Raw genomic sequence first — 23,685 nt, 5'->3', positions numbered from 1 at the left:
ATGAGGCCGCGCGACTGATTCCGTAGCCCAGTCCCGAACGGGAGCATTGACACACGGGTGCACCCGGCCCTACCGTTCCGTCATGACAGCACAGGACACGGCCCGCGGGTCGCAGCCGGCATCACCCACCGGCGGCAAGGGTCTCGCCACCGGCACCCTCGGCCTCTTCGGCTCCGTGATCATCGGCCTGGCGTCGACCGCGCCGGTCTACTCGCTCGTCGCGACGCTCGGGTTCGTCGTGCTCGCCGTGGGCGCCCAGGCGCCGATCGCCTTCATCGTCGCCTTCATCCCGATGCTGTTCATCGCGTTCGCCTACCGCGAGCTGAACCGTGACGTGCCGGACTGCGGCACCACCTTCACCTGGGCGACGAAGGCCTTCGGCCCGGTCACCGGCTGGATCGGCGGGTGGGGCGTCGCGCTCGCCGGCATCGTGGTGCTCGCGAACCTCGCACAGATCGCGGGGCAGTACCTGTGGCTGCTCATCGGCGACGGTTCCCTCGCCTCGAACGTCCCACTCGTCACCGCCACCGGTGTCGTGTTCATCGCCCTCATGACGTGGGTCTCGTACCGCGGCATCGAGCTGGGGGAGCGGATCCAGAACATCCTCCTGGCGATCCAGTACCTCGCGCTCGTGCTGTTCGCCGTGTTCGCCTTCATCGGCGTCGCGAACGGCACGGCTCCGAACGCCACGCCGGTCTCGCTCGACTGGTTCAATCCGTTCGCCTTCGGCGACTATCACGGGTTCATCGAGGCCGTGCTGCTCGCGTTGTTCATCTACTGGGGGTGGGACACCTGCCTGGCCCTGAACGAGGAGACGAAGGACCCGCAGAAGATCCCGGGTCGCGCAGCGCTCATCTCGACCGTCGTCCTCCTCGTCACCTACGTCACGGTGACGGTCGCCGCCATGGCCTACGCCGGGCTCGGCGACACGGGCACCGGGCTCGGCAACGAGGACAACGCGAACGACATCTTCCTCGCGCTCAAGGACCTCGTGCTCGGTCCCTGGGCCTGGATCCTCGTCGTGGCCGTCCTGATCTCGGCCGTGTCCTCGACGCAGACGACGATCCTGCCGACAGCTCGTGGAACGCTCTCGATGGCCGCCTACAAGGCGCTGCCGAAACGGTTCGCGACCGTCCACCCGACGTTCAAGACCCCGTCGTTCTCCACACTCGTCATGGGCATCGTGGCGATCGTCTACTACGTCGGCATGACGCTCGTGAGCGAGAACATCCTCGCCGACTCGATCCTGTCGCTCGGACTCGCGATCGCCTTCTACTACGGCATCACCGGGTACGCGTGCGTCTGGTACTTCCGCAAGGTGCTCTTCCGCTCCGCACAGGACTTCTTCTTCAAGGGGCTGTTCCCGCTGCTGGGTGCGCTGATGCTCACCTACGCCTTCGTGCAGAGCTGCATCGACATGTTCGACGTGGACTACGGCTACACGGTCCTGTTCGGTGTCGGCGGCACGTTCGTCATCGGAGTCGGTTCGCTGGCCTTCGGGTTCGTGCTCATGCTGCTCTGGTACGGCCGAAAGGCCTCGCGGCCTTTCTTCCGCGGGGAGAGCCTCAATCGCGACACCGAGGTCCTCGTGCCGGACGAGCCGATCGAGTACGGCCGCTCCGTCGACGGTGGTCTCACCTGACCTCCGGTCCCTGAGCCTTCCTCCGGTCCCTGAGCCTTCCTCCGGTCCCTGAGCCTTCCTCCGGTCCCTGAGCTTTCCTCCGGTCCCTGAGCTTGTCGAAGGGCATCTCCCGGGGTCGTCCAGGCGGGCCGGGCATACTGGAGGGATGTTGGACACCCTGCCAGGCGGCCCGTGGATCTGGGGCATCGCGATCGTCGGTCTCGTGCTCGTCGTCATCCTCATGAACGCCAGGCGGGCGAAGTCCGCGTTCGCGAAGCCGTACGAGCGCTACGACACCACGGAGATCCCGCCTGACACCCCGGGCACCCGAGAGTTCATCGTGCGAGACGACGCGACCGGTGCGCGGCTCCAGTTCGTCGCGTCGGGGCCGTCGGCCAGGATCGCCCTCGTCGTCGTGCCACCGAAACACCTCGGGACCGGCGTCGAGGCCGGCCTCTTCCGCGCTGCGCTGCCGACCGCTCAGGGCGTCGACGCCTGGACGTGGCCGCCCCTCAACACCGACGGGTACTCGATGCTGCTCGACCTCGCGCACGAGTTCCCGCACCTGGCGTTCTACGATGCCGAGGGCGTGCGACTCCGCTGATTCGAGTCATGTGGTCCGACCACAGCTGCCAATCGCCTGACCGCGCCCGTCGATTCCGGTCCTCCGGCACCGGTGACGGGCTGCCCCGGCTAGGCTAGAGCTGTGAATCCCAGCGCGACCCGCCGTGTCAGCAACCTGGCCAGCCAGGCCGGGCTTGCCGAACGCATGTTCGCGACCGGTGCAGACCGCAAGCTCGCCAAGACCATCGACGACGGCGTGGCCCGACTCGAGATCGGTCTGGAGGAGCAGCTCGGGTTCACCGACGACCTCGTGGACGTCACCGCGCGCTATTTGCTCGAGGCCGGCGGCAAGCGGGTTCGCCCCCTGCTCACCATGCTCATCGCCCAGCTCGGCGACGGCATCACCGACAACGTCCTGCGGGCGGCCGAGGCGATCGAGATCACCCACCTCGGTTCGCTCTACCACGACGACGTCATGGACGACGCCGACAAGCGTCGAGGCGTGCCCAGCGCCCACCAGGTGTTCGGCAACAACACCGCCATCCTCACCGGCGACCTCTTGTTCGCGCGCGCCAGCCAGATCATGGCCGACCTCGGCGAGCGGGCGATCCGGATCCAGGCCGCCACGTTCGAGCGGCTCGTGCTGGGGCAGCTGCACGAGACCACCGGTCCTCGCGAGGGCCAGGACGAGGTCGAGCACTACATCCAGGTCCTCGCCGACAAGACCGGGTCGCTCATCGCCGCCGCGGCCCGGAGCGGCGTCATCTTCTCCAACGCCCCCGAGGCGTACGAGACCGCGGTCGTCGAGTTCGGCGAGAAGGTCGGCATCGCCTTCCAGCTCATCGACGACGTCATCGACCTCTCGCCGCAACCGGAGGAGACCGGCAAGGTCCCCGGCACCGACCTCCGGGCCGGCGTCGTCACCCTCCCCATGCTCTACCTGCGCCGCGAGGCCGTCGCCGACCCCGAGGCGGCAGCGCTCGTCGCCCGTCTCGACGCCGAGGTCACGGAGACGGACCACGACCCCGTCCGGTTCGCCGCGCTCGTGGCCACCCTGCGCGACCACGCCGTGACCGCGCGGACCTTCGCCGAGGCCCGGCAGTGGGCCGACGAGGCGATCGCTGCACTCGCTCCACTGCCCGACGGCTCGGTCAAGAAGGCGCTCGTGCACTTCGCGAAGGCGATCGTCGACCGAAGGAGTTGATGGCGGCGCCGCTCCACCGGGGCGGCACGGCATCCCAGATGCGCATGCATGACGGCCGGAGCGCTCCACCGGCTGCACCCGGAACCCCGCACGGGGACACGAAAGGAACCACCGTGACCAAGCTCAGGCTGGCCATCGTCGGCGCAGGACCCGCAGGCATCTACGCGGCAGACATCCTCCTCAAGGCGGAACGGAAGTTCGACGTCTCCATCGACCTCTTCGAGCAGCTTCCGGCCCCGTACGGCCTGGTCCGCTACGGCGTCGCGCCCGACCACCCGCGTATCAAGGGGATCATCAACGCGCTCCGCGACGTCCTCGACCGAGGCGACATCCGGATCTTCGGCAACGTCCGCTTCGGCGTCGACATCACGCTCGACGACCTCAAGCACCACTACAACGCCGTGATCTTCTCCACGGGTGCCGTCGAGGACGCCCCGCTCGACATCCCGGGGATCGACCTCGACGGGTCGTACGGTGCCGCGGAGTTCGTGAGCTGGTTCGACGGACACCCCGACGTCCCACGCACCTGGCCGCTCGAAGCGGAGTCGATCGCCGTGATCGGCAACGGGAACGTCGCGCTCGACGTCGCTCGCATGCTCGCGAAGCACCCGGAGGATCTGCTCCCGACCGAGATCCCGGCCAACGTCCACGAGGGGCTGCAGCAGTCGCCGGTGACCGACGTGCACGTCTTCGGGCGTCGCGGGCCCGCACAGGTGAAGTTCACGCCGCTGGAGCTCCGCGAACTCGGGGAGCTCAACGACGTCGACATGATCCTCGCCGACGAGGACTTCGACTACGACGACGCGTCGAAGGCGGCGGTGGCGAGCAACAAGCAGGTCATGGTCATCGACCGCGTCCTGCAGCAGTGGCGCAAGCGCGAGACCGGTCAGGCCTCGCGCCGACTGCATCTGCACTTCTACGCGAAGCCGGTCGAAGTCGTCGACGACGGTTCCGGCAAGGTCGCCGCCTTCCGGTACGAGCGGACGAGACCAGACGGTCAGGGCGGGGTCGAGGGCACGGGTGAGATCCGCGAGGTGCCGATCCAGGCGCTCTACCGCGCGGTGGGGTACTTCGGAAGTCCGCTGCCCGGCGTGCCCTTCGACTCGCGGCACGGCGTCATCCCCAACCACGAGGGCAAGGTCCTCCACCCCGAGAGCAACGAGCGCGTCCCGGGCGTCTACGCGACCGGGTGGATCAAGCGTGGTCCGGTCGGCCTCATCGGCCACACGAAGTCGGACGCGATGGAGACCATCAGCCACGTCATCAACGATCAGGCGGACTGGTGGGCGCCGGCCGAACCCGAGGAGGAGGCCGTCGTCGCGCTGCTCGAGTCGCGCGGCGTGGCCTACACGGACCTCGAGGGCTGGCACCTCCTCGACCAGCATGAGATCGCGCTCGGTGAACCACAGGGTCGCGCCCGCATCAAGGTGGTGCCGCGCGAGGAGATGGTGGCGATCTCGCGCGCGCAGCCCTCGGGCACCGGGACACCGTCCGCCTGAGCCGCGCCCGCGATCCCGCCGATCGCCCCGCGTCAAGCCGCTCGACGGAACCCGGTTCCGACGGGCGTCGGTCACTATGCTGGACGGATGACCGACCCCAACGCGCCCCAGAACGTCCCGTCGGAGCAGCCGACGTCCGTACCGCCGTCCGAGCCGCCGGCATTCGTCGCCGACGGCCGGCAGCAGCACCAGCAGCAGCCGCGCTACGGCGAGATGCACCCGGATTCCGTGCAGCAGCAGTGGGACCAGGCGGGTCAGCAGACCCCGGCTCCGCAGCAGGGTGGCCAGTGGGGCCAGCCGCAGAACGGTGAGCAGGCGGGCCAGTGGGGTCAGCCGCAGCAGGGCCAGTACGGCCAGCCGCAGCACCCGGGCCAGCCGCAGCACACCGGCCAGTACGGTCAGGACACGGGGCAGTACGGCCAACCGCAGCAGACCGGTCAGTACGGAGCCCCCCAGGGGCAGTACGGTCAGCCGCAGCAGGGTCAGTACGGTCAGCCGCAGCAGTACGGGCAGGCTCCGCAGAAGGCGCCGAACCCTCGTGCACGCGAGACGCGTCTCGCGCTCGTGTCGGTCGGCATCGCAGCGGGTATCGCTGCGGCCGTCGCACTGGTGGGCATCATCGGGTCGTTCTTCAGCATCTCGGAGTACTTCCCCGTCGGTGACGTCCTGCTGGGCTTCGGTGCGAACCTCGTCAACATCGCCCTCTGGGGCGCAGGGGCGGCACTCATCCTCATCATGGTCCGTCCGCTCACGCGGGTCCGCACCGCCCGCGACCTGATCCAGTCGGTGGGCATCGCCGCGGCCGTCGGCACCGGCGTCCTGCTGCTCGTGGTGCTCATCGTCACCATCGTGCGCGGTGTCGTCGAGCAGTACGGCACCCCGGCGTTCTTCGTCAACCAGGGCTTCCTGTCGCCGATCCTCTACGGGGTCACCCTCGCGGGCTTCCTCACGATCGGTGCCGTGCTCGCGACGCGGTTCGTCGCACCCGAGGGCCTCGCCGACGCTCCGCACGAGCAGCACAGCGGTCAGCAGCACGGTCAGCAGTTCCTGCAGGGTCAGCACGAGCAGCAGGGCCAGCACCAGCAGGGCCAGCACCAGCAGGGTCAGCACGACCACGGCTCGCAGCAGCACGGTCAGGCGCAGCAGCCCTACGGACAGCAGCCGCAGGCCCCGCAGCAGCACAATCCGTACCAGCAGTAGTCGGAACGTCGGATGGTCGGCGGGCGAGCCCGACCATCCGACCACCGATCACGGGGCGCGGTAACGTGGCGGTATGGCCGGATCTCGCGGGTGGACCGCCGACATCCTCGGCGAGGGCTTCCAGCAGCGCACGCTGACCCTCGAACCGGACGATGAAGGTGACGTCGTCGCGACCCTCGTCCGCTACCGGATGCCGCCCCTCGAGCAGCTCGGCGAGTTCCTGCTGCCCGACGTCGCGGACGGCATCGACGTCCTGTACGTCCACGGCTGGTCCGACTACTTCTTCCACCGCCACCTCGCGCGATTCTGGGCCAGGCTCGGAGCGCGGTTCTACGCACTCGACCTGCGCAAGTACGGCCGGAGCCTCCGCCCGCACCAGACGCCGGGATACGTCGACGACCTCCGCACCTACGACGAGGACATCGAGGCCGCGCTCTCGGTGATGGGGCACGGCTCCGACGAACACGCCGCCGGGCGGCGGACCCGGCGCCGACTCGTCCTCCTCGGCCACTCGACCGGCGGGCTCACCCTGAGTCTTTGGACGGCCAGGAACCAGGATCGCGTCGCCGGTCTCGTCCTGAACAGTCCGTGGCTCGAATTCCAGGCGAGGCAGCTCGGGCGGCTCGCGATCGCCCCGCTCGTCCAGGCCGGATCGCGGATCGATCCGCGTGCCCAGCTCCCCGTCGTCGACCTCGGGTTCTACACCCGCTCCGTGTCGAGCACGATGGACGGGGCCTGGGACTACGACCTCGCCTGGCGGCCGGTCCACGGGTTCCCGCTGCATCCCGGGTGGTTGAACGCGATCCTGCGAGGGCATCGGCTCGTCGACGCGGGCCTGCAGCTGCGCGTGCCGGCGCTCACGCTGCTCTCGGCGCGGAGTGTCCTGCTGCCGCGGTGGAACGACGCGATGATGCGGAGTGACACGGCGCTCGACGTCGACGCGGTCGCGGAACGCGCGCTCGATTTGGGCGAGACCGTCACGATCGTGCGGCTCGACGGCGCCTTGCACGACGTCTTCCTGTCCGAGGAGCCCGTCCGCCAGCGCGCGTTCGAGCAGATCGTCGCGTGGGGACGCGGCTACCTCACGAAGCCGCCGACCGCGTACCGCTAGCGTTCAGTGGGCGGCAGGTGTCGTCGCGAGCCCATCGGACGGCGCGGATCCGGTCGCCCGGCGGCGAGCCAGTCGGCGTAGCTGTGGTTCGCACCGATCGCGCACCAGCACGGGACACCGACCTCTTGGCCGGCGCGCGAGGTCCGGAAGAGTTCGAGATGCGACCCGTCCGCGGGTCTCTGGTGATCCACTGCTGCACTCCAACCATCGAGCCCGCTCGCGCGGGTGCGGTTCGTCCGGCACCGTGCCGAACGGGAGCCCACCGGATCGGGTGCTCCGGTGAAGAGAGTGGTGCGGAGGTCGATCATGACGCGATCGAGGTGATCGACCGCGTCCGACCAGCTAGCGGTAGTTGACGAACTGCAGGTCGATGTCGAGGTCGGCGCCCTTGAGCAGCGCCATGGTGGCCTGGAGATCGTCACGGCTCTTCGACGAGACACGGAGCTCGTCGCCCTGGATCTGCGACTTGACCGACTTCGGGCCCTCGTCGCGGATGAGCTTGTTGGCCTTCTTCGCGATCTCCTGGCTGATGCCCTCCTTGAGGGTCGCCTCGATCCGGTACTCCTTGCCGCTCGCGAACGGGTCGCCGACCTCGAGGCTCTTGAGCGAGATGCCGCGCTTGATCAGCTTCGACTCGAAGACGTCGAGGATCGCCTTCACGCGCTCCTCGGTGTTCGCCTTCATGAGGATCTTCTCGCCGCTCCAGGCGATCGAGGCACCGACGTTCTTGAAGTCGTACCGCTGCTCGACCTCCTTGTGCGCCTGGTTGAGGGCGTTGTCCGCCTCCATCTTGTCGACCTTGCTCACGACGTCAAACGATGAATCTGCCATGTGGACCATGGTAGCGCCGGTGTCGCTCAGGCAGGTGTGGTTGGGTGGGTGCGATGCGCAGCCCGGTGAAGCAGGACCAGCGGACCATCGTCGGACGACGAGGGGCGCTCGCCGGAGCGACCCTGGTGATCGGTGTGCTCGTGTTGAGCGGTTGTGCTCCCGAGCCGGCCCCCGTCCCGTATGCGGTTCCCGTCGAGCTCCCGCCGAAGAGCGACGCCCCCGACGGCGGTGTCGCGAACGTCGACCTCGCCGATCCCCAGTGGATCTCCGACGTTGCCGAGGCGAGTGGCATCCCCGAGCGCGCCCTGCGGTCCTATGCCGGTGCGGCCATCCGCAAGGCCGAGCTGACGCCGGAGTGCGGCATCGGCTGGACGACGATCGCGGCTGTCGGGTTCGCCGAGAGCGACCACGGTCGCCACGACGGCTCGAAGCTCGGCGAGGACGGCGTCGTGACACCGCCGATCTTCGGTGTGCCGCTGAAGGGTGGCGAGACCGAGGGGATCACCGACACCGACCAGGGGGTCATCGACGGCGACCCGGTCCACGACCGTGCCGTCGGCCCGTTCCAGTTCATCCCGCAGTCGTGGGAGAACTGGGGGACCGACGCGAGTGGTGACGGCGTGCTCGACCCGCAGAACCTCGACGACGCGGCGATGGCTGCCGCGAACTACCTCTGCCGGGCGAGCGACTACGACATGCGGACGGAGGACGGCTGGCTGAGTGGGATCCGGGCGTACAACTCGTCACCCGAGTACCTTCGGCGGGTCGCCGCCGCGGCGAACGAGTACGCCGAAGCGGCGCCGTCCGACGAGCGCTGAGCGGCTCGGTGACGGATGCCGATGCTGATTTCGCGTCCGGCGGTCTGACGGCTATATTGGTCAAGCGCTTTCGGTTGGCTGTTCGAAAGTCGGTCGGGCGCGCTTGGCGAGTTACCCTAGCGGCCAAAGGGATCTGACTGTAAATCAGACGGCTCAGCCTTCGGGGGTTCGAATCCCTCACTCGCCACGGACAAATCGCCTCATCCTCCGGATGGGGCGATTTTTCGTGGTGCTGGCGAGCCGGGGAGCCCCCGCCGGTCCCTGAGCCTGTCGAAGGGCACACGGGGAACCTCGGGAGTCCGGCGCCCGTCCTCCCGGTCCCTGAGCCTGTCGAAGGGCACCCGAGGAGACGTCCACAACCGACCGACTCGTCATCTGAAATGTCAGTGGTCCATGGTGGACTTGTCCCATGACCGAGACCACCCTCACCGCGACCCGCGCGAGCGACGAGTACGCCGCGCGGCTCGCGGAGTTCTCGGAGGAGTGGGCGGACCTTCACCGGCAGCAGGCTGTCCTCGACGCACGGAAGGCGCGCCTCCTCGCCCGCTCCGCCGCCTATGCCGATGCCTTCGCGGACGCGACGGTCCCGGCGGTCTTCCCGCCGGCCGAGCGCCAGGCCTTGTCCCGCCGGTCGACGTGCGCGGCTCTCGCGATGGCGACCCGGATCCCGGAGCGGACGGTTCAGTGTGCGACGAACGATGCCGAGCGGCTCGTGAACGAGGCGCCGGCGGTCCTGGCGTCGCTCGAGGCAGGCCGCATCTCGGCGCGGCATGCGCAGGTGATCACCGACCAACTCTGCGACGTCCCGATTGCTGGGCGGGCGGCGTTCCTCGAGCAGGTCCTGCCTGAAGCGGAGCGCCTGACCGCAGCAGGACTCAAGAACCGCGCCCGAGTGCTCCGCGAGCGCCTCCATCCGGAATCGATCACGGCACGAGCGGTCCGCTCCGAGGTAGACCGCCGGGTCGAGTTCGAACCCGCAGCGGACGGGATGGCGTGGGTGCATCTGTTCACCACGGCACCGATCGCGCAGGGCATCGTCGAACGGATCGAGACAGCCGCCGCCGAATCGCGTAATGCCGGTGACACCCGCACCTGCGCCCAGCTGCAGGCCGACGCCCTGTCGGCGCTCGCACTCACTGGCGTCACCCCGGAAGATGTCATGTCGAGCCCGGTCCTGCCGCACCCGATCGAAGTGCAGGAACACATCGTCCCCACCGTCCAGATCACGGTCCCAGCGCTCAGCATGGCCGGCGTCTCTGACGCCCCGGCCACGCTGGATGGATACGGCCCCATCGACCCGGAGACCGCCGCCCGCATCGCGGTGAACGCACCAAGCTTCACCCGGATCCTCGTCCAACCGGAAACCGGTGCGGTCCTCTCTGTCGGGCGGAATCAGTACCGGGTTCCGGCCGATCTGCAACGCGCGGTCCGCTTGCGGGACGGCACCTGTCGGGCACCGGGCTGCGGCAGACGCGCCAGAGCGTGTGACCTCGATCACTCCGTCGCGTGGGAGGACGGCGGCACAACGGATGTCGGAAACCTCGCGTGTCTCTGTCGACATCATCACCGCATGAAACACCTCCCCGGATGGAACCTCGACCACAGACCCGGCGGAGTCCTCGAGTGGACGACCCCCGACGGGAAACACCACCGGACCGAACCGGATCCCGCACCGTTCTGACCCCGTCAACGAAGGCTCCTTCGTGGACACTTCGACAAGCTCAGTGACCGGGAGAGGCGTGCCCGGAAACGCTCCGGTCCCTGAGCTTGTCGAAGGGCACTCAAGTCGTGCCGCCATAGGGTGGTGGGGTGACCGGACACGAAGAACTCCTCCAGATCGCCACCGACATCGCCGCAGAGGCCGGCGAGCTGATCCTGCGCCGACGCCGTGAGGGCGTCGAGATCGCCGCGAGCAAGTCGTCGGTCGAGGACGTCGTGACCCGAGCCGACCGCGAGTCCGAGCAGTTCATCCGCGACCGCCTCCTCGCAGCACGACCGGACGACGGATTCCTCGGCGAGGAGACCGGCACGGAGGGCGGAGCGACGGGAACCTCCGGCCTGACCTGGGTCGTCGACCCCATCGACGGCACCGTCAACTACCTCTACGACATCCCTGCGTACGCCGTCAGCATCGGGGTCGTCGAGGGCGAACCGGACCCGGCCACCTGGACCGCCCTCGCCGGAGCCGTGGTGAACCCGGTCCTGGGTGAGCACTACACCGCCTCCCGCGGCGGTGGCGCACGACTGAACGGCCGCACCCTCGAGGTCAACCGAGGCGTGGCACCGAACGTGGCGCTGCTCGGCACCGGCTTCTCGTACACCGCCTCGCGGCGCATGGAGCAGGCGGCCGTGCTCGGCGCCCTCCTCGGGACCTTCCGCGACGTCCGTCGGATCGGTTCCGCCGCACTCGACCTCTGCAGCGTCGCGTCCGGCCGCCTCGACGCCTACTACGAGAGCGGCCTGAAGCCGTGGGACCAGGTCGCGGGCGCACTCATCGCTGCCGAGGCGGGCGCGACGGTCGCCGGCTTCGACGGTGCCCCGGCCACCACGCAGCTCATCATGGCCGCCGATGCGCCGCTGCTCGCGGTCCTCGAACGGCTCCTCGTCGAGCAGGGCTTCGCGACGCCGACCGGGTGAAACTCCATGCGCGCTGGAGCCGCTCGCGGTAACGCTCCGGTGGCGACTCGTTCATAAGAGAACTCTCATATGGCCTCTGACCAGGGTTTTCCCGAGTAAAACCGAGCACTGCCATGGCTTTTTCAGCCTCCCGTTGCTAGCATTTATGCATTCGTTACCTTCGCGTTCCCCCGCGCGGATGGACGTCGAGACCTTCCTGCAAGCCCATTGAAAGGCCCCCGCCCCCTTGTCACGCCATGCCAGCCCTGAGGACACCCCTGTGCTTCCCGACCCTCAGGACCCGCAGAACACGTCTGTCGAGAACGACGCTGCACCCGTGCAGACGCCGCCGCTCAGCCGCCGTGAACTCCGCGAACGTGAGCGTCAGGCGGCGGCCGCACTGGAGCACCAGGAGTCCGTGCTGCAGGACCCGACGCACGAGGCCAGCGCCGACCAGGAGGAGACGGCCCCGGCCGTCGACCCGGTCGACCAGATGATCGCCGAGGCGATCGACGCCGTGCACACCCCCGATGTCTCCGACATCGCGCCGGTCGAGGCAGAGCCCCTCATCACCGAGCCTGCCGTGGCTTCCGACTCCACTCCGGCCGCCGAGTCCATCACCGTGACGGTCGACGCGTCCACGGTCGACGCCCCCCGCGGGCGCCGCGCAGCTGCAGCGAAGCCGGCCCCGAAGCCCCGCGCATCATCCCGCCCGGCCGCCGCACCGGCGTCGCCCCGCCCGACGAGCATCGCGCGCAAGCGTCGCATCACGACCAAGATCTTCGCGGGTGCCGCGATGGGCTTCGTCGCCCTCATGGCCGTGGCCACCTCCGTGCCCGCCAACGCGCTGCTCACCGCTGAAGACGTCGCGACCTCGGTGGCCGAGGCCTCGCAGGCAGAGCTCGGCGACGGCAACGGGCTGAGCAACCAGGCGTCGCAGTCGCTCGACAGTGAGGGTTCGGCCGAGCTGACGTTCACCCGCGACGACTACACCACGAGCACCGTCGAGGAAGCCGCCGCCGCGATGGGCATCCGCCCCGCGAACACCTTCACGAACAACCCGAACGGGACGATCCAGTGGCCGTTCGCGGTCGGCGTCACCATCGGTGACCGCTTCGGTGCCCGCGACTGCGCCGGGTGCTCCAGCGACCACCACGGACAGGACTTCAACCCCGGTAACGGCGCGCCCATCCAGGTCATCGCCGACGGCGTCGTCCGCCACGTCGAGGACGGTGAAGGCTCGCTCGGCGTCAACGTCATCGTCGACCACACCATCAACGGCCGCCTCGTCTCGAGCGTCTACGCGCACATGCAGCACGGCTCGGTCCGCGTGACCGAAGGTCAGGCGATCAAGGTCGGCACGATCCTCGGACTCACCGGTAGCACCGGTATGTCCACCGGCCCGCACCTCCACTTCGAGATCCGACTCGACGGCGTCACCTGGGTCGACCCGCTCGAATGGCTCTACGCGAACGTCAACTGACGCCGCGGAACCCGACACGTCGACTGCCTCGCCCGACTTCCGGGCGGGGCAGTCGTGTTTCGCCCCGGGGACTTCCTTCGGTCACTGAGCTTGTCGAAGTGCCCACGGGGTGCGTCGCCCTTCGACAGGCTCAGGGACCGGTGCTCGGTCTTCGGGACCGGGTCTTCACGTGCAGGGACCGGGCACGGATCGACGAAGGCCCGCCCGGCTGCTGCCGGACGGGCCTTCGTCATGCCACTGGAGGGTTACTGACCCTGCTCCTGGTACTTCGCCTCGGTGGCGGCCTTCTGCGGCTTCCACCACGACTCGTTGTCGCGGTACCAGGCGATCGTGTCGGCGAGGCCGGCCTCGAAGTCGCTGAACGCCGGGGTCCAGCCGAGCTCCGTGCGCAGCTTCGACGAGTCGATCGCGTAACGGAGGTCGTGGCCGGGACGGTCGTTCACATGGTCGTAGGCGTCCGCCGGCTGGCCGAGCTGGGTGAGGATGAGCTCGACGACGTCCTTGTTGTTCTTCTCGCCGTCGGCACCGATGAGGTACGTCTCGCCGATGACCCCCTTGTCGAGGATCGTGAGGACGGCGGACGAGTGGTCGTTCGCGTGGATCCAGTCGCGGACGTTCTCGCCCGTGCCGTACAGCTTCGGGCGCTCACCGCCGAGCACGTTCGTGATCTGGCGCGGGATGAACTTCTCGACGTGCTGGTACGGACCGTAGTTGTTGGAGCAGTTCGAGATGGTCGCCTTGACGCCGAAGGAACGCACCCAGGCGCGGACGAGGAGGTCGCTGCCGGCCTTCGTCGAGGAGTACGGGCTCGACGGGTTGTACGGCGTCTGCTCGGTGAAGCGCTCCGGGTCGTCGAGTTCGAGGTCGCCGTAGACCTCGTCGGTCGAGATGTGGTGGAACCGCGTCCCGTGCTTGCGAGCCGCCTCGAGCAGCGTGTACGTGCCGATGATGTTCGTGTCGAGGAACGGGCGCGGGTCGTGGAGGGAGTTGTCGTTATGCGACTCCGCCGCGTAGTGCACGACGGCGTCGTGACGGGCGAAGAGCTCGTCGACGAGCGTCGCGTCCTGGATGTCGCCGACGACGAGCTCGAAACGATCGGCCGGGAGGCCGTCGAGTGAGGCGCGGTTGCCTGCATAGGTCATCTTGTCGAGGACGGTCACCGAGTGATCGGTGTTGTTCAGGACGTAGTGGACGAAGTTCGAGCCGATGAATCCGGCGCCGCCGGTAACGAGAAGTCTGGACACGGTAGACGAGTCTACCCGGCGGTCTCCGGATACCGCGGGGGAATCCGGCTGTCACTCAGTGACCGGGCAGGATGCGGCGCAGCAGGTTCGTGTTCGCGAGGTCGAGCAGTTCGTCGCCCCTGCCCGACATGACCGTCCGGAGCGCGTACAGGGTGAACCCCTTCATCTGCTCGGCGGTGATCGTCGGCGGGATCGACAGCTCCTGCCTGGCGGTCACGACGTCGACGAGCGCCGGACCGTCGTGGTCGAAGGCCCGACGGATGGCACCCTCCAGCTCGCTCGCCCGCTCGACGCGTTCGCCGTGGACACCCATGCCCTCGGCCACGCGGGCGAAGTCGGGGTTCTCGAGGTCGGTGCCGTAGTTGACGAACCCGGCCGCCTTCATCTCCAGCTCGACGAAGTTGAGCGAGGAGTTGTTGATCACGATGATCTTCACGGGCAGCTTGTTCTGGGTGAGTGAGATGAGCTCGCCGAGCAGCATGGTGAGTCCACCGTCGCCCGCGAGCGCGACGACCTGACGACCCGGGTGGGACGCCTGCGCCCCGAGCCCGTGCGAGACGGCGTTCGCCATGCTGCCGTGGCTGAACGATCCGATGAGCCGGCGCCGCCCGTTCATGGTGAGGTAGCGCGAGGCCCAGACGACGGGGGAGCCGACGTCGGGGATGAACACGGCGTCGTCCGTCGCCAGCTCGTCGACGACCTTCGCGAGGTACTGCGGGTGGATCGCCTGACCGTCGTGGTCGGCCGTCGCCAGATCGTCGAGCCCCTTCCGCGAACTGCGGTAGTGCTTGAGCGACTCCTCGAGGTGCTTGCGATGGGTCTTGCGCTCGAGCTTCGGCAGCAGCGCGTCGAGGGTGTCGCGGACAGTGCCGACGAGTGGGAGGTCCACCGGGTGCCGCCGGCCGATCTGTTCACCCCGGATGTCGACCTGGATGACGGTCGCATCCTCGGGGAAGAACTGCGGGTAGGGGAAGTCGGTGCCGAGCATGAGGAGCACGTCGCACGACAGCATCGCGTGGTAGCCGCTCGCGAATCCGAGAAGGCCGGTCATGCCGACGTCGAAGGGGTTGTCGTATTCAACGTGCTCCTTGCCCCGGAGGGCGTGCACGATCGGTGCGGCGAGGGCGTCCGCCGTCTCGATGAGTTGCGCGTGAGCCCCTGCGACACCCGCACCGGCGAGGATCGTGACGCGCTTGCCGGCGTTGAGGATGCGTGCGGCCTCGTCGAGCTCGTGCTCCGACGGCAGGATCCGAGGCTGCGTGGCGCGGATGGCGGAGACGTGCTCGCTCACGGCCCGCTGGAGCATGACATCGCCCGGTACGACCACGACGGCCACGCCGCGGCGCTCCACGGCGGTGCGCATCGCGATCTCGAGCACCCGCGGCAGCTGCTCCGGGACGGACACGAGCTCGACGTAGACGCTGCACTCGCGGAACAGTTCCTGGGGGTGGGTCTCCTGAAAGTAGGTGCTGCCGATCTCCGAGCTCGGGATGTGCGCGGCGATCGCGAGCACCGGCACCCGCGAGCGGTTCGCGTCGAAGAGGCCGTTGATGAGGTGGAGGTTCCCGGGGCCGCAGCTCGCCGCGACGACCGCCAGCTCGCCGGTCAGCTCCGCCTCCGCGGCTGCGGCGAAGGCGGCGGCCTCCTCGTGACGCACATGCACCCAGTCGATGCCGCCCGAGGAGCGGAGGGCGTCGGTGAAGCCGTTCAGGGAGTCGCCCGGGAGGCCGTAGACGCGTTGCACACCGCTGGCCTGGAGGGTTGCGACGACGGTTTCAGCGACAGTGGACATGGGTGCTCCTCGCAGCAGACGACTCGGCCCGGGTTCCCCGGCCCCCTCCATGGTCCTCGTCGCGGTTCGGGGCCCGCAAGGGAGCATCGTGGTCTTGCAGACGCCTACCAGGTGCGCTAGCCGTTCTCAACACTCCGACAGGAATCCGGCTGAACGACGAACGCCTTGTAACGTGGTCGCTGGAACAGCCTGCCGAGAACGCGGTGGCGCGGCCAACATCGACTGCACCGTGAAGGGGGCGGCCGTGAGCGACTCCTTGCACCGACCGCCGGCACACGCCGGGTCGATCACCGATCCATCGGTGATGTTCACCGAGCACACCGAGACGGTCGTCACCGGTGTCAGCCTGTCGAACGGGCGGTACAGCATCGGCGAGCAGCTCGGCTCCGGCGGGTCCGCCAACGTCTACCGGGCTCGCGACGAACTGCTCTCCCGTCCCGTCGCCGTCAAACTCTTCCGCGACGAGGCCGCGACTGCGAACGACCGGCTGCGCCAGGAGCGGGAGATCCGCCTCCTCGGCGAACTCCGTCACCCGGGCCTCGTCGAGCTCTACGACTCCGGCTCCGTCGTCCACCGCGGGGTCGAGCACCGGTTCCTCGTCATGGAGTACATCCCGGGTGCCACGCTCACGGACAAGCTGCAGGCCGGCCCGATGCTCCCTCGTGACGTCGCCGCGCTCGGTGCGCAGGTCGCCGACGCGCTGTCCTTCATCCACAACCGGTCGATCGTGCACCGCGACATCAAGCCCGACAACATGCTCTTCAGTGACATCGCCGCCTTCGGGCACGCGAACCTCGTCAAGCTCTCCGACTTCGGCATCGCCCACTTCGTCGGAGGGTCCCGGCTGACGAACACCGAGGCCATCTCGGGTACCGCGTCCTACCTGTCGCCCGAGCAGGCGCTCGGCGAGACGGTCAGCACTGAGACGGACATCTACTCGCTCGGGCTCGTGCTCCTGGAAGCGATCACCGGCCGCCGGGAGTTCGACGGCGGGGTCGTGGAGGCCGCGGTCGCGCGTCTGCACCGCGACCCGGTGATCCCGCCCGAACTCCCCGCCGCCTGGCACCCCCTGCTCCGGTCGATGACCGCCCGGAAGCCCGAGGACCGACCCGCCGCCCACGAGGTCGCGTCGAGCCTGCGAGAGATCTGGTCGGCGTCGCGCGTCCGGCGGGTCCGCCGCGTCCGGGCCAGACTCGGACTCGTCGTCGACCAGGGCGTCGACCCGCGGATCGCCATGCTCCTCGCCGCCGCCACGGCCGCCGCGGGCCTCGCGATCGGCGTAGCCATCGGCATCTTCGCGTTCTGATCGGCCCATTACCACGTTTCGTCCGGATCCGGGGAAGTCACCCGGCCGGTGTACCGTCTCAACAACGATCGATCCCTTCGAGTGAAAGGGCGCCATGACGCTCTCGACCCCCTATCCGCTCGGCGTCACCCTTCGGGGCGATGGTGCGAACGTCGCCATCTACTCGGAGACCGCCGACGCCGTCACCGTGTGCATCTTCCCCGAGGGTGGGGAGGAGCAGCAGACGCGCCTCGAACAGCGAACCGGCCACGTGTTCCACGGACTGGTCGATGGCCTCGTCCCCGGGACCCGGTACGGCATTCGTGTCGACGGCCCATGGGACCCGGCGAACGGGCTCCGTCACAACCCGGCCAAGGTGCTCCTCGATCCGCACGCGACGGCGATCACCGGGCGCTACGACCTCGGCCAGGCGCAGTTCAGCCACCGGCTCGACGCACCGGAGACGATGGACGACAGCGACTCCGCCGGCCATGTCGCGCTCGGCGTGGTCACCGACCCGTCCTCGTTCGACTGGGACGCCGACGGCCAGGACGTCGCTCCGCGCATCCCGCTCTCCGAGACGATCGTGTACGAGGTCCACGTGAAGGGCTTCACCAAGCAGCTCGCCGAGGTGCCCGAGGAGATCCGCGGCACCTACGCCGGCCTCGCCCACCCGGCGGCCATCCGCTATCTCACCGACCTCGGCGTGACGGCGGTCGAACTGCTCCCCGTGCACCAGTTCGTGCAGGACAGCCACCTCGAGGAGAAGGGCCTGCGCAACTACTGGGGCTACAACTCCATCGGCTTCTTCGCCCCGCACGGCGAGTACGCGGCGGCCGGCGACGCAGGCGGGCAGGTCGACGAGTTCAAGGCCATGGTCAAGGCGATGCACGCGGCCGGCCTCGAGGTCATCCTCGACGTCGTGTACAACCACACCGCCGAAGGCAACCACATGGGCCCGACCCTGTCGTTCAAGGGGATCGACAACGCGTCCTACTACCGCCTCGTCGACGAGGACCGCGAGCACTACTTCGACACGACCGGCACGGGCAACAGCGTCAACGTCGGCCACCCCGCGGCCCTGGGGCTCATCATGGACTCCCTGCGCTACTGGGTGACCGAGATGCACGTCGACGGTTTCCGCTTCGACCTCGCGACGACGCTCACGCGCCAGGACGGCTCAGCCGAGATCCACAGCGCGTTCCTGTCGCTCATCGAGCAGGACCCGGTGCTCGCGCCGATCAAGATGATCGCCGAGCCGTGGGACACCGCCGGTTACCAGGTCGGCGGCTTCCCGGCGAGCTGGTCGGAGTGGAACGGGAAGTTCCGCGACGACGTCCGCGACTTCTGGAACGGCGCCGACAGTGTGCTCGGCACGATGTCGCAGCGCGTCCTCGGCAGCCCCGACGTCTACGAGGCGTCCCGGCGCTCGCCGCTGTCCAGCGTCAACTTCGTCACCGCGCACGACGGCTTCACACTCGCCGACCTCACGGCGTACTCGAGGAAGCACAACGCGGCGAACGGCGAGGACAACAACGACGGTGAGAGCGACAACCGCTCCAGCAACAACGGCGCGGAGGGCCCGACGGACGACCCGGCCGTGAACGCGCGCCGCGACCGCCAGCGTCGCAACTTCCTCGCGACGGTCCTGCTGTCGGCCGGTGTCCCGATGATCCTCGGCGGCGACGAGATCGCCCGCACCCAGGGCGGCAACAACAACGCGTACTGCCAGGACAACGAGGTGTCGTGGTTCGACTGGGAGCACGCCGACCACGACCTCCTGGGGTTCACGAAGCGCCTGATCGCCCTGCGCCTCGCCGAGCCGGCCCTGCGACCCGACTGGTTCCGCCAGGGGCCGGGCTCCAAGGCCGACGACCGGGTCTTCATCACCCGGTCCGACGACGAGCCCTTCGCCGACGAGGACTGGGACAACCCCGACGCCCGCTCGATCACCTTCGTGTTCCGTCACGCCGGATCGGCCTCGTTCGCTCTCCTGCTCAACGCGGCCGAGAACGGCGTGGAGTTCAACCTGCCGAAGGCTCCCGGCCTGCCGTGGACGCTCGTCGAGTCGAGTGACCCGGAGCAGATGCTCGCCGAGGGGTCGACGACGGTGATCGTGCAGGGTACCTCCTTCACCCTCCTGCGATCGGGGGTCGCATCATGACCGACGTGTCCGGCGACGGGCCACAGCGTTCCGCCGTGCCCGTCTCGACCTACCGGCTCCAGCTGACGGCGGACTTCCGCCTCCAGGACGCCGCGGCGCTCGTCGACTACCTCCAGGCCCTCGGCGCCGACTGGGTCTACCTGTCGCCGATCCTCCGCGCGGAACCCGGATCCACCCACGGCTACGACGTCGTCGACCACACCGAGGTCGACCCGGAACGCGGGGGTGCCGACGGGGTCAAGGCACTCGCCGAAGCGGCCCATGCTGCGGGCCTCGGCGTCCTCATCGACACTGTCCCCAACCACATGGGCGTCGCGACGCCGGTGGAGAACGCCTGGTGGTGGGACCTGCTCCAGCACGGTCGGGAGGCAGAGCACGCGGCCGCGTTCGACGTCGACTGGGAGGCCGGCGACGGTCGCATCCGGGTCCCGATCCTCGGCGACGACGAGGACGGCCGCAGCGCGCTCGACGACCTCAGTGTCGAGGACGGCGAACTGCGCTACTTCGACCACCGACTGCCCATCGCCCCCGGGACGGCCGACGACGACGCGAGCCCGCGCGAGGTGCACGACCGGCAGCACTACGAACTCGTCAACTGGCGCCGCGCCGACAGCGAGCTGAACTACCGACGGTTCTTCGCCGTCAACACGCTCGCCGCCATCCGGGTCGAGGACCCGGCGGTCTTCGACGGCTCGCACGTCGAGATCGGTCGCTGGTTCGACGACGGCCTCGCCGATGGGATCCGCGTGGACCACCCGGACGGGCTCCTCGACCCCGGTGCCTACCTCGAGCGACTGTCCGAGCGCATCGGTGGGGCACCCATCTGGGTGGAGAAGATCCTCGAGGGTGAAGAGGACCTGCCGGCCGAGTGGGCCACGCTCGGCACCACCGGCTACGACGCCCTGGGCGACGTCGACCGGGTGCTCGTCGACCCGACCGGTCTGCCGACGCTCGGTCAGCTCGCGGGCGTCGAGCTGACGCGCGACGCCTGGGACGACCTCGTGCACACCACCAAGCGGGGCATCGCCGACGGAATCCTCGGTTCCGAGGTCCGACGCCTCGCGAGGCTCGTCCCCGAGGTACCGGACGCCGTCGACGCGCTCGCCGAGATCCTGACCGCGTTCCCCGTCTACCGTTCCTACCTGCCGCTCGGCGACGAGTACCTGGACGCCGCCCTCGACGAGGCGGAGACCCGCCGCCCGGAGCTCGCCGACGCCTTCGCCGCGCTGGCGCCCCGTCTCCGCAGCGCGACCGATCCGCTCGCCGCGCGGTTCCAGCAGACCTCGGGCATGGTGATGGCGAAGGGCGTCGAGGACACCGCGTTCTACCGCTACACGGCGCTCACCTCGCTGACCGAGGTCGGCGGAGACCCCGCCGAGACCGACATCAGCGTCGCCGAGTTCCACCACCGACAGGCGCGGCGGCAGGCGGAGTGGCCGTCCTCGATGACGACACTCAGCACGCACGACACGAAGCGCAGCGAGGACGTCCGTGCCCGCATCGACGCGCTGAGTGAGGTCGCGGACCGGTGGGCGGAGCACGCCGTCGCCCTCCACACCTCGAACGGCTTCCCCGACCGGCAGCTCGAGCAGCTGGTCTGGCAGGCGGCCGTCGGTGCGTGGCCGATCGAGCGCGAGCGACTGCACGCCTACGTCGAGAAGGCCGCCCGTGAGGCCGGCGACTCGACCACCTGGACCGCACCGGACGAGACGTTCGAGGCCGCCCTGCATGCGGCGGTCGACGGACTGTACGACAGCCGTCGTGCGAACGCCGCGCTGCTCGACGCCGTCGCGGACGTCGAGGCGGCCGGGTGGTCGAACAGTCTGGTCGCCAAGGCGATCCAGCTGACGATGCCGGGCGTGCCGGACGTGTACCAGGGCAGCGAGCTCTGGGATCGATCGCTCGTGGACCCCGACAACCGTCGCCCGGTCGACTACGCCGAGCGTCGCGCGGTGCTCGCCCGTCTCGACGACGGCTGGCTGCCGCCGGTCGACGCCGACGGAGCGGCGAAACTCCTCGTGACCAGTCGCCTGCTGCGCCTGCGACGGGAGCACCCGTCCCGGTTCGCCGAGTACACCCCCATCGGAGCTGACGGGCCGGCCGCCGACCACGTCGTCGCGTTCTCACGTGGTGGCGTGACCACGGTGGCGACCCGGCTCTCGCTCCGGCTCGCGGAGCACGGTGGCTGGACGTCGACCACGGTCACGCTGCCGGAAGGCCGGCTCGTCGACGTGCTGACCGGCCGTGAGTTGCAGGGCGGCGAGGTCCGTCTCGCGGCGCTGCTGGAGCAGTATCCCGTCGCCGTCCTGACGCGGCCCGACGATGCAGCAGAGACCGCAGGCGAGGAGTGAGTACGATGACGACCAGCACCACGAGTCCGGCTGACGGGTTCCGCGTCTGGGCACCTGAGGCCCAGCGCGTCGACCTCGTCCTGGACGGCGAGCAGCACCCGATGGACCGCGACGTCTCCGACGGGTGGTGGATCGCGCTCGACGGTGCCGAGCCACGTGCCGCGGTCGTCGACAGTGACTACCGTTACCTCGTCGACGGCGAGGGTCCGTTCGCCGATCCCCGCTCGCGTCGGCAGCCGGAGGGCGTCCACGGGCCGTCACGCGTCGTCGCGTCCGACCCCGTGCCGTGCGACGGGACCGGCTGGCGGGGTCGCTCGCTCATCGGTGCCGTGCTCTACGAGCTCCACATCGGCACCTTCACCGAGGCGGCCACCTTCGACGGGGCGATCGAACGCCTCGACGACCTGGTCGAGCTGGGCGTCGACGCCGTCGAGGTCCTGCCGGTCAACGCGTTCAACGGCGTCTGGAACTGGGGCTACGACGGCGTCTTCTGGTCGGCGGTCCACGAGGCCTACGGCGGACCGGACGGCTACCGTCGCTTCGTCGCCGCGTGTCACGAGCGCGGGCTCGCCGTCATCCAGGACGTCGTGTACAACCACCTCGGTCCCTCCGGCAACGTCCTGCCGCGCTTCGGTCCGTACCTCGCGGACGGCGCCGGCAACACCTGGGGCGACAGCCTCAACCTCGACGGGCCGGACTCCGACGAGGTGCGTCGGTACATCATCGACAGCGCACTGCTGTGGTTCGAGCAGTATGGCGTCGACGGCCTGCGCCTCGATGCGGTTCACGCCCTGCACGACACCCGTGCGATCCACCTCCTCGAGGAACTCGACGCCGCGGTCGATGCGCTCAGCGCCGACCTCGGCCGACCGTTCACGCTGATCGCCGAGTCGGATCTGAACGATCCGAAGCTCATCACGCCCCGGGGCCCCGGCGGTGCCGGCGGGTACGGTCTCGACGCGCAGTGGAGCGACGACTTCCACCACGCACTGCACGTGGCGCTCACCGGCGAGGTGTCCGGCTACTACGCCGACTTCGCGCCGCTCCGCGCGCTCGGCAAGGTCATGGAGGAGGGGTTCTTCCACAACGGCACCTGGTCGAGCTTCCGCAAGCGCCACCACGGCCGCCGCATCGACCTCGAACGGACGCCGAGTTGGCGGCTCGTCGTCTCCGACCAGAACCACGACCAGATCGGGAACCGGGCGACCGGTGACCGGCTGGCCGCGACCCTCGACGACGGCCAGCTCGCCATCGCCGCCGCCGTCACGCTGCTCGGACCGTTCACCCCGATGCTGTTCATGGGGGAGGAGTGGGCTGCCTCGACGCCCTGGCAGTTCTTCACCTCGCACCCGGAGCCCGAGCTCGGTGAGGCGACGGCGAAGGGCCGGATCGCCGAATTCGCCCGGATGGGTTGGAACGAGGACGACGTGCCGGATCCGCAGGATCCCGAGACCTACCGTCGGTCGGTGCTCGACTGGTCGGAGCGATCCGGCGGACGGCACGCGACGCTGCTGACCTGGTACCGACGGGTGATCGAGCTGCGACGCACGGTCCCGGCGTTCACCGATCCGGCCTTCGCCGACACGACGGCGATCGTCGACGAGGCGACCGGATCGTTCGTCCTGCGTCGAGGCTCGGCGACCCTGGCGGTCAACTTCGGGACGGAGCCGGTCGAGCTCGCACTGCGGGTCGGCGAACTCCTCGACAGCTTCGGTGAGGTCGTCACGACGGACGGATCACTCCGGCTCGGTCCCCACGCGGTCGCGATCCTCCACCACTGACCTGCCGCCCTGCCCTTGGGCCAGCGCGGTGCGCTGACGCGAGCGCGGGTCTACGGCGTGAGCGCGCCCCTCCGGAGGGGCGCGCTCACGCGCACGCCCCGCGGCGGGGCCGCTTCCGGCG

17 protein-coding genes and 1 tRNA gene are annotated in these 23,685 nt (G+C 69.2%); 15 read left to right on the top strand and 3 right to left on the bottom strand.

Features of this window, described 5'->3' with window-relative positions; translation table 11 throughout:
• Window positions 1–82 precede the first annotated feature (82 nt).
• From RWN05_RS15945 to RWN05_RS15920, 6 genes are all read left to right on the top strand, one after another.
• Window positions 83–1,642 carry an APC family permease gene (locus RWN05_RS15945; protein WP_064294589.1) on the top strand — a complete coding sequence of 520 codons (1,560 nt, stop codon included), beginning with the start codon at window positions 83–85 and terminating at the stop codon, window positions 1,640–1,642.
• A gap of 145 nt (window positions 1,643–1,787) precedes the next feature.
• Window positions 1,788–2,225: a hypothetical protein gene (locus tag RWN05_RS15940; RefSeq protein ID WP_064294588.1), complete on the top strand. Its 438-nt coding sequence runs from the start codon at window positions 1,788–1,790 to the stop codon at window positions 2,223–2,225.
• Between the two features lie 102 nt (window positions 2,226–2,327).
• Window positions 2,328–3,389: a polyprenyl synthetase family protein gene (locus RWN05_RS15935; RefSeq protein WP_064294587.1), complete on the top strand. Its 1,062-nt coding sequence runs from the start codon at window positions 2,328–2,330 to the stop codon at window positions 3,387–3,389.
• Between the two features lie 113 nt (window positions 3,390–3,502).
• Entirely contained in the window at window positions 3,503–4,888 is a 1,386-nt protein-coding gene (locus RWN05_RS15930; protein ID WP_314140270.1) for an FAD-dependent oxidoreductase, read from the top strand.
• An 87-nt stretch (window positions 4,889–4,975) separates the two neighbouring features.
• The gene (locus RWN05_RS15925) at window positions 4,976–6,088 is read left to right on the top strand and encodes a hypothetical protein (RefSeq protein ID WP_314140269.1); all 1,113 of its coding nucleotides are present in this window, start codon (window positions 4,976–4,978) and stop codon (window positions 6,086–6,088) included.
• Window positions 6,089–6,161: 73 nt separating this feature from the next.
• Complete coding sequence (locus RWN05_RS15920; protein ID WP_314140267.1) at window positions 6,162–7,199, top strand: alpha/beta hydrolase; 1,038 nt, start codon at window positions 6,162–6,164, stop codon at window positions 7,197–7,199.
• A 342-nt stretch (window positions 7,200–7,541) separates the two neighbouring features.
• On the opposite strand, the gene RWN05_RS15915 is transcribed toward RWN05_RS15920, so the two are convergent.
• Window positions 7,542–8,030 (bottom strand): YajQ family cyclic di-GMP-binding protein, encoded by a 489-nt coding sequence (locus RWN05_RS15915; RefSeq protein WP_056014685.1) that lies wholly within the window; start codon window positions 8,028–8,030, stop codon window positions 7,542–7,544.
• A 53-nt stretch (window positions 8,031–8,083) separates the two neighbouring features.
• Between RWN05_RS15915 and RWN05_RS15910 the strand changes: the two genes are divergently transcribed.
• The 5 genes from RWN05_RS15910 (at window position 8,084) to RWN05_RS15890 (ending at window position 12,947) form a co-directional block, all read left to right on the top strand.
• Window positions 8,084–8,848: a lytic transglycosylase domain-containing protein gene (locus tag RWN05_RS15910; protein ID WP_314140265.1), complete on the top strand. Its 765-nt coding sequence runs from the start codon at window positions 8,084–8,086 to the stop codon at window positions 8,846–8,848.
• Between the two features lie 105 nt (window positions 8,849–8,953).
• Window positions 8,954–9,035: transfer RNA gene (locus RWN05_RS15905), tRNA-Tyr, on the top strand.
• 222 nt (window positions 9,036–9,257) lie between these two features.
• Window positions 9,258–10,529 (top strand): DUF222 domain-containing protein, encoded by a 1,272-nt coding sequence (locus RWN05_RS15900; RefSeq protein ID WP_314140263.1) that lies wholly within the window; start codon window positions 9,258–9,260, stop codon window positions 10,527–10,529.
• A 128-nt stretch (window positions 10,530–10,657) separates the two neighbouring features.
• Window positions 10,658–11,485, top strand: a complete 828-nt coding sequence (locus tag RWN05_RS15895; protein WP_064294581.1) for an inositol monophosphatase family protein — start codon at window positions 10,658–10,660, stop codon at window positions 11,483–11,485.
• Window positions 11,486–11,744: 259 nt separating this feature from the next.
• Window positions 11,745–12,947: a peptidoglycan DD-metalloendopeptidase family protein gene (locus tag RWN05_RS15890; protein WP_314140262.1), complete on the top strand. Its 1,203-nt coding sequence runs from the start codon at window positions 11,745–11,747 to the stop codon at window positions 12,945–12,947.
• A 245-nt stretch (window positions 12,948–13,192) separates the two neighbouring features.
• Here RWN05_RS15890 and rfbB read toward each other — a convergent pair whose 3' ends face one another.
• Entirely contained in the window at window positions 13,193–14,191 is a 999-nt protein-coding gene (gene rfbB / locus RWN05_RS15885; RefSeq protein WP_071258697.1) for a dTDP-glucose 4,6-dehydratase, read from the bottom strand.
• Between the two features lie 55 nt (window positions 14,192–14,246).
• Window positions 14,247–15,983, bottom strand: coding sequence for a ubiquinone-dependent pyruvate dehydrogenase (gene poxB / locus RWN05_RS15880; protein WP_314140261.1), 1,737 nt, complete (start codon window positions 15,981–15,983; stop codon window positions 14,247–14,249).
• 244 nt (window positions 15,984–16,227) lie between these two features.
• On the opposite strand from poxB, the gene RWN05_RS15875 reads away from it, so the two are divergent.
• The 4 genes from RWN05_RS15875 (at window position 16,228) to treZ (ending at window position 23,564) form a co-directional block, all read left to right on the top strand.
• Complete coding sequence (locus RWN05_RS15875) at window positions 16,228–17,289, top strand: serine/threonine-protein kinase (protein WP_158596504.1); 1,062 nt, start codon at window positions 16,228–16,230, stop codon at window positions 17,287–17,289.
• Between the two features lie 94 nt (window positions 17,290–17,383).
• The gene (gene glgX / locus RWN05_RS15870) at window positions 17,384–19,432 is read left to right on the top strand and encodes a glycogen debranching protein GlgX (RefSeq protein ID WP_314140260.1); all 2,049 of its coding nucleotides are present in this window, start codon (window positions 17,384–17,386) and stop codon (window positions 19,430–19,432) included.
• Complete coding sequence (treY, locus tag RWN05_RS15865) at window positions 19,429–21,783, top strand: malto-oligosyltrehalose synthase (protein WP_314140259.1); 2,355 nt, start codon at window positions 19,429–19,431, stop codon at window positions 21,781–21,783. The genes glgX and treY overlap by 4 nt, the downstream gene beginning before the upstream one ends.
• A gap of 5 nt (window positions 21,784–21,788) precedes the next feature.
• Window positions 21,789–23,564 carry a malto-oligosyltrehalose trehalohydrolase gene (gene treZ / locus RWN05_RS15860; RefSeq protein ID WP_314140257.1) on the top strand — a complete coding sequence of 592 codons (1,776 nt, stop codon included), beginning with the start codon at window positions 21,789–21,791 and terminating at the stop codon, window positions 23,562–23,564.
• Window positions 23,565–23,685 lie beyond the last annotated feature (121 nt).

Origin of the sequence: uncultured Plantibacter sp., from assembly GCF_963518075.1 — a bacterium.
GTDB classification, from domain to species: domain Bacteria; phylum Actinomycetota; class Actinomycetes; order Actinomycetales; family Microbacteriaceae; genus Plantibacter; species Plantibacter flavus_A.
Note: the sequence above shows the minus strand (reverse complement) of the source record. Positions and strands in the feature narration are given on the sequence as shown.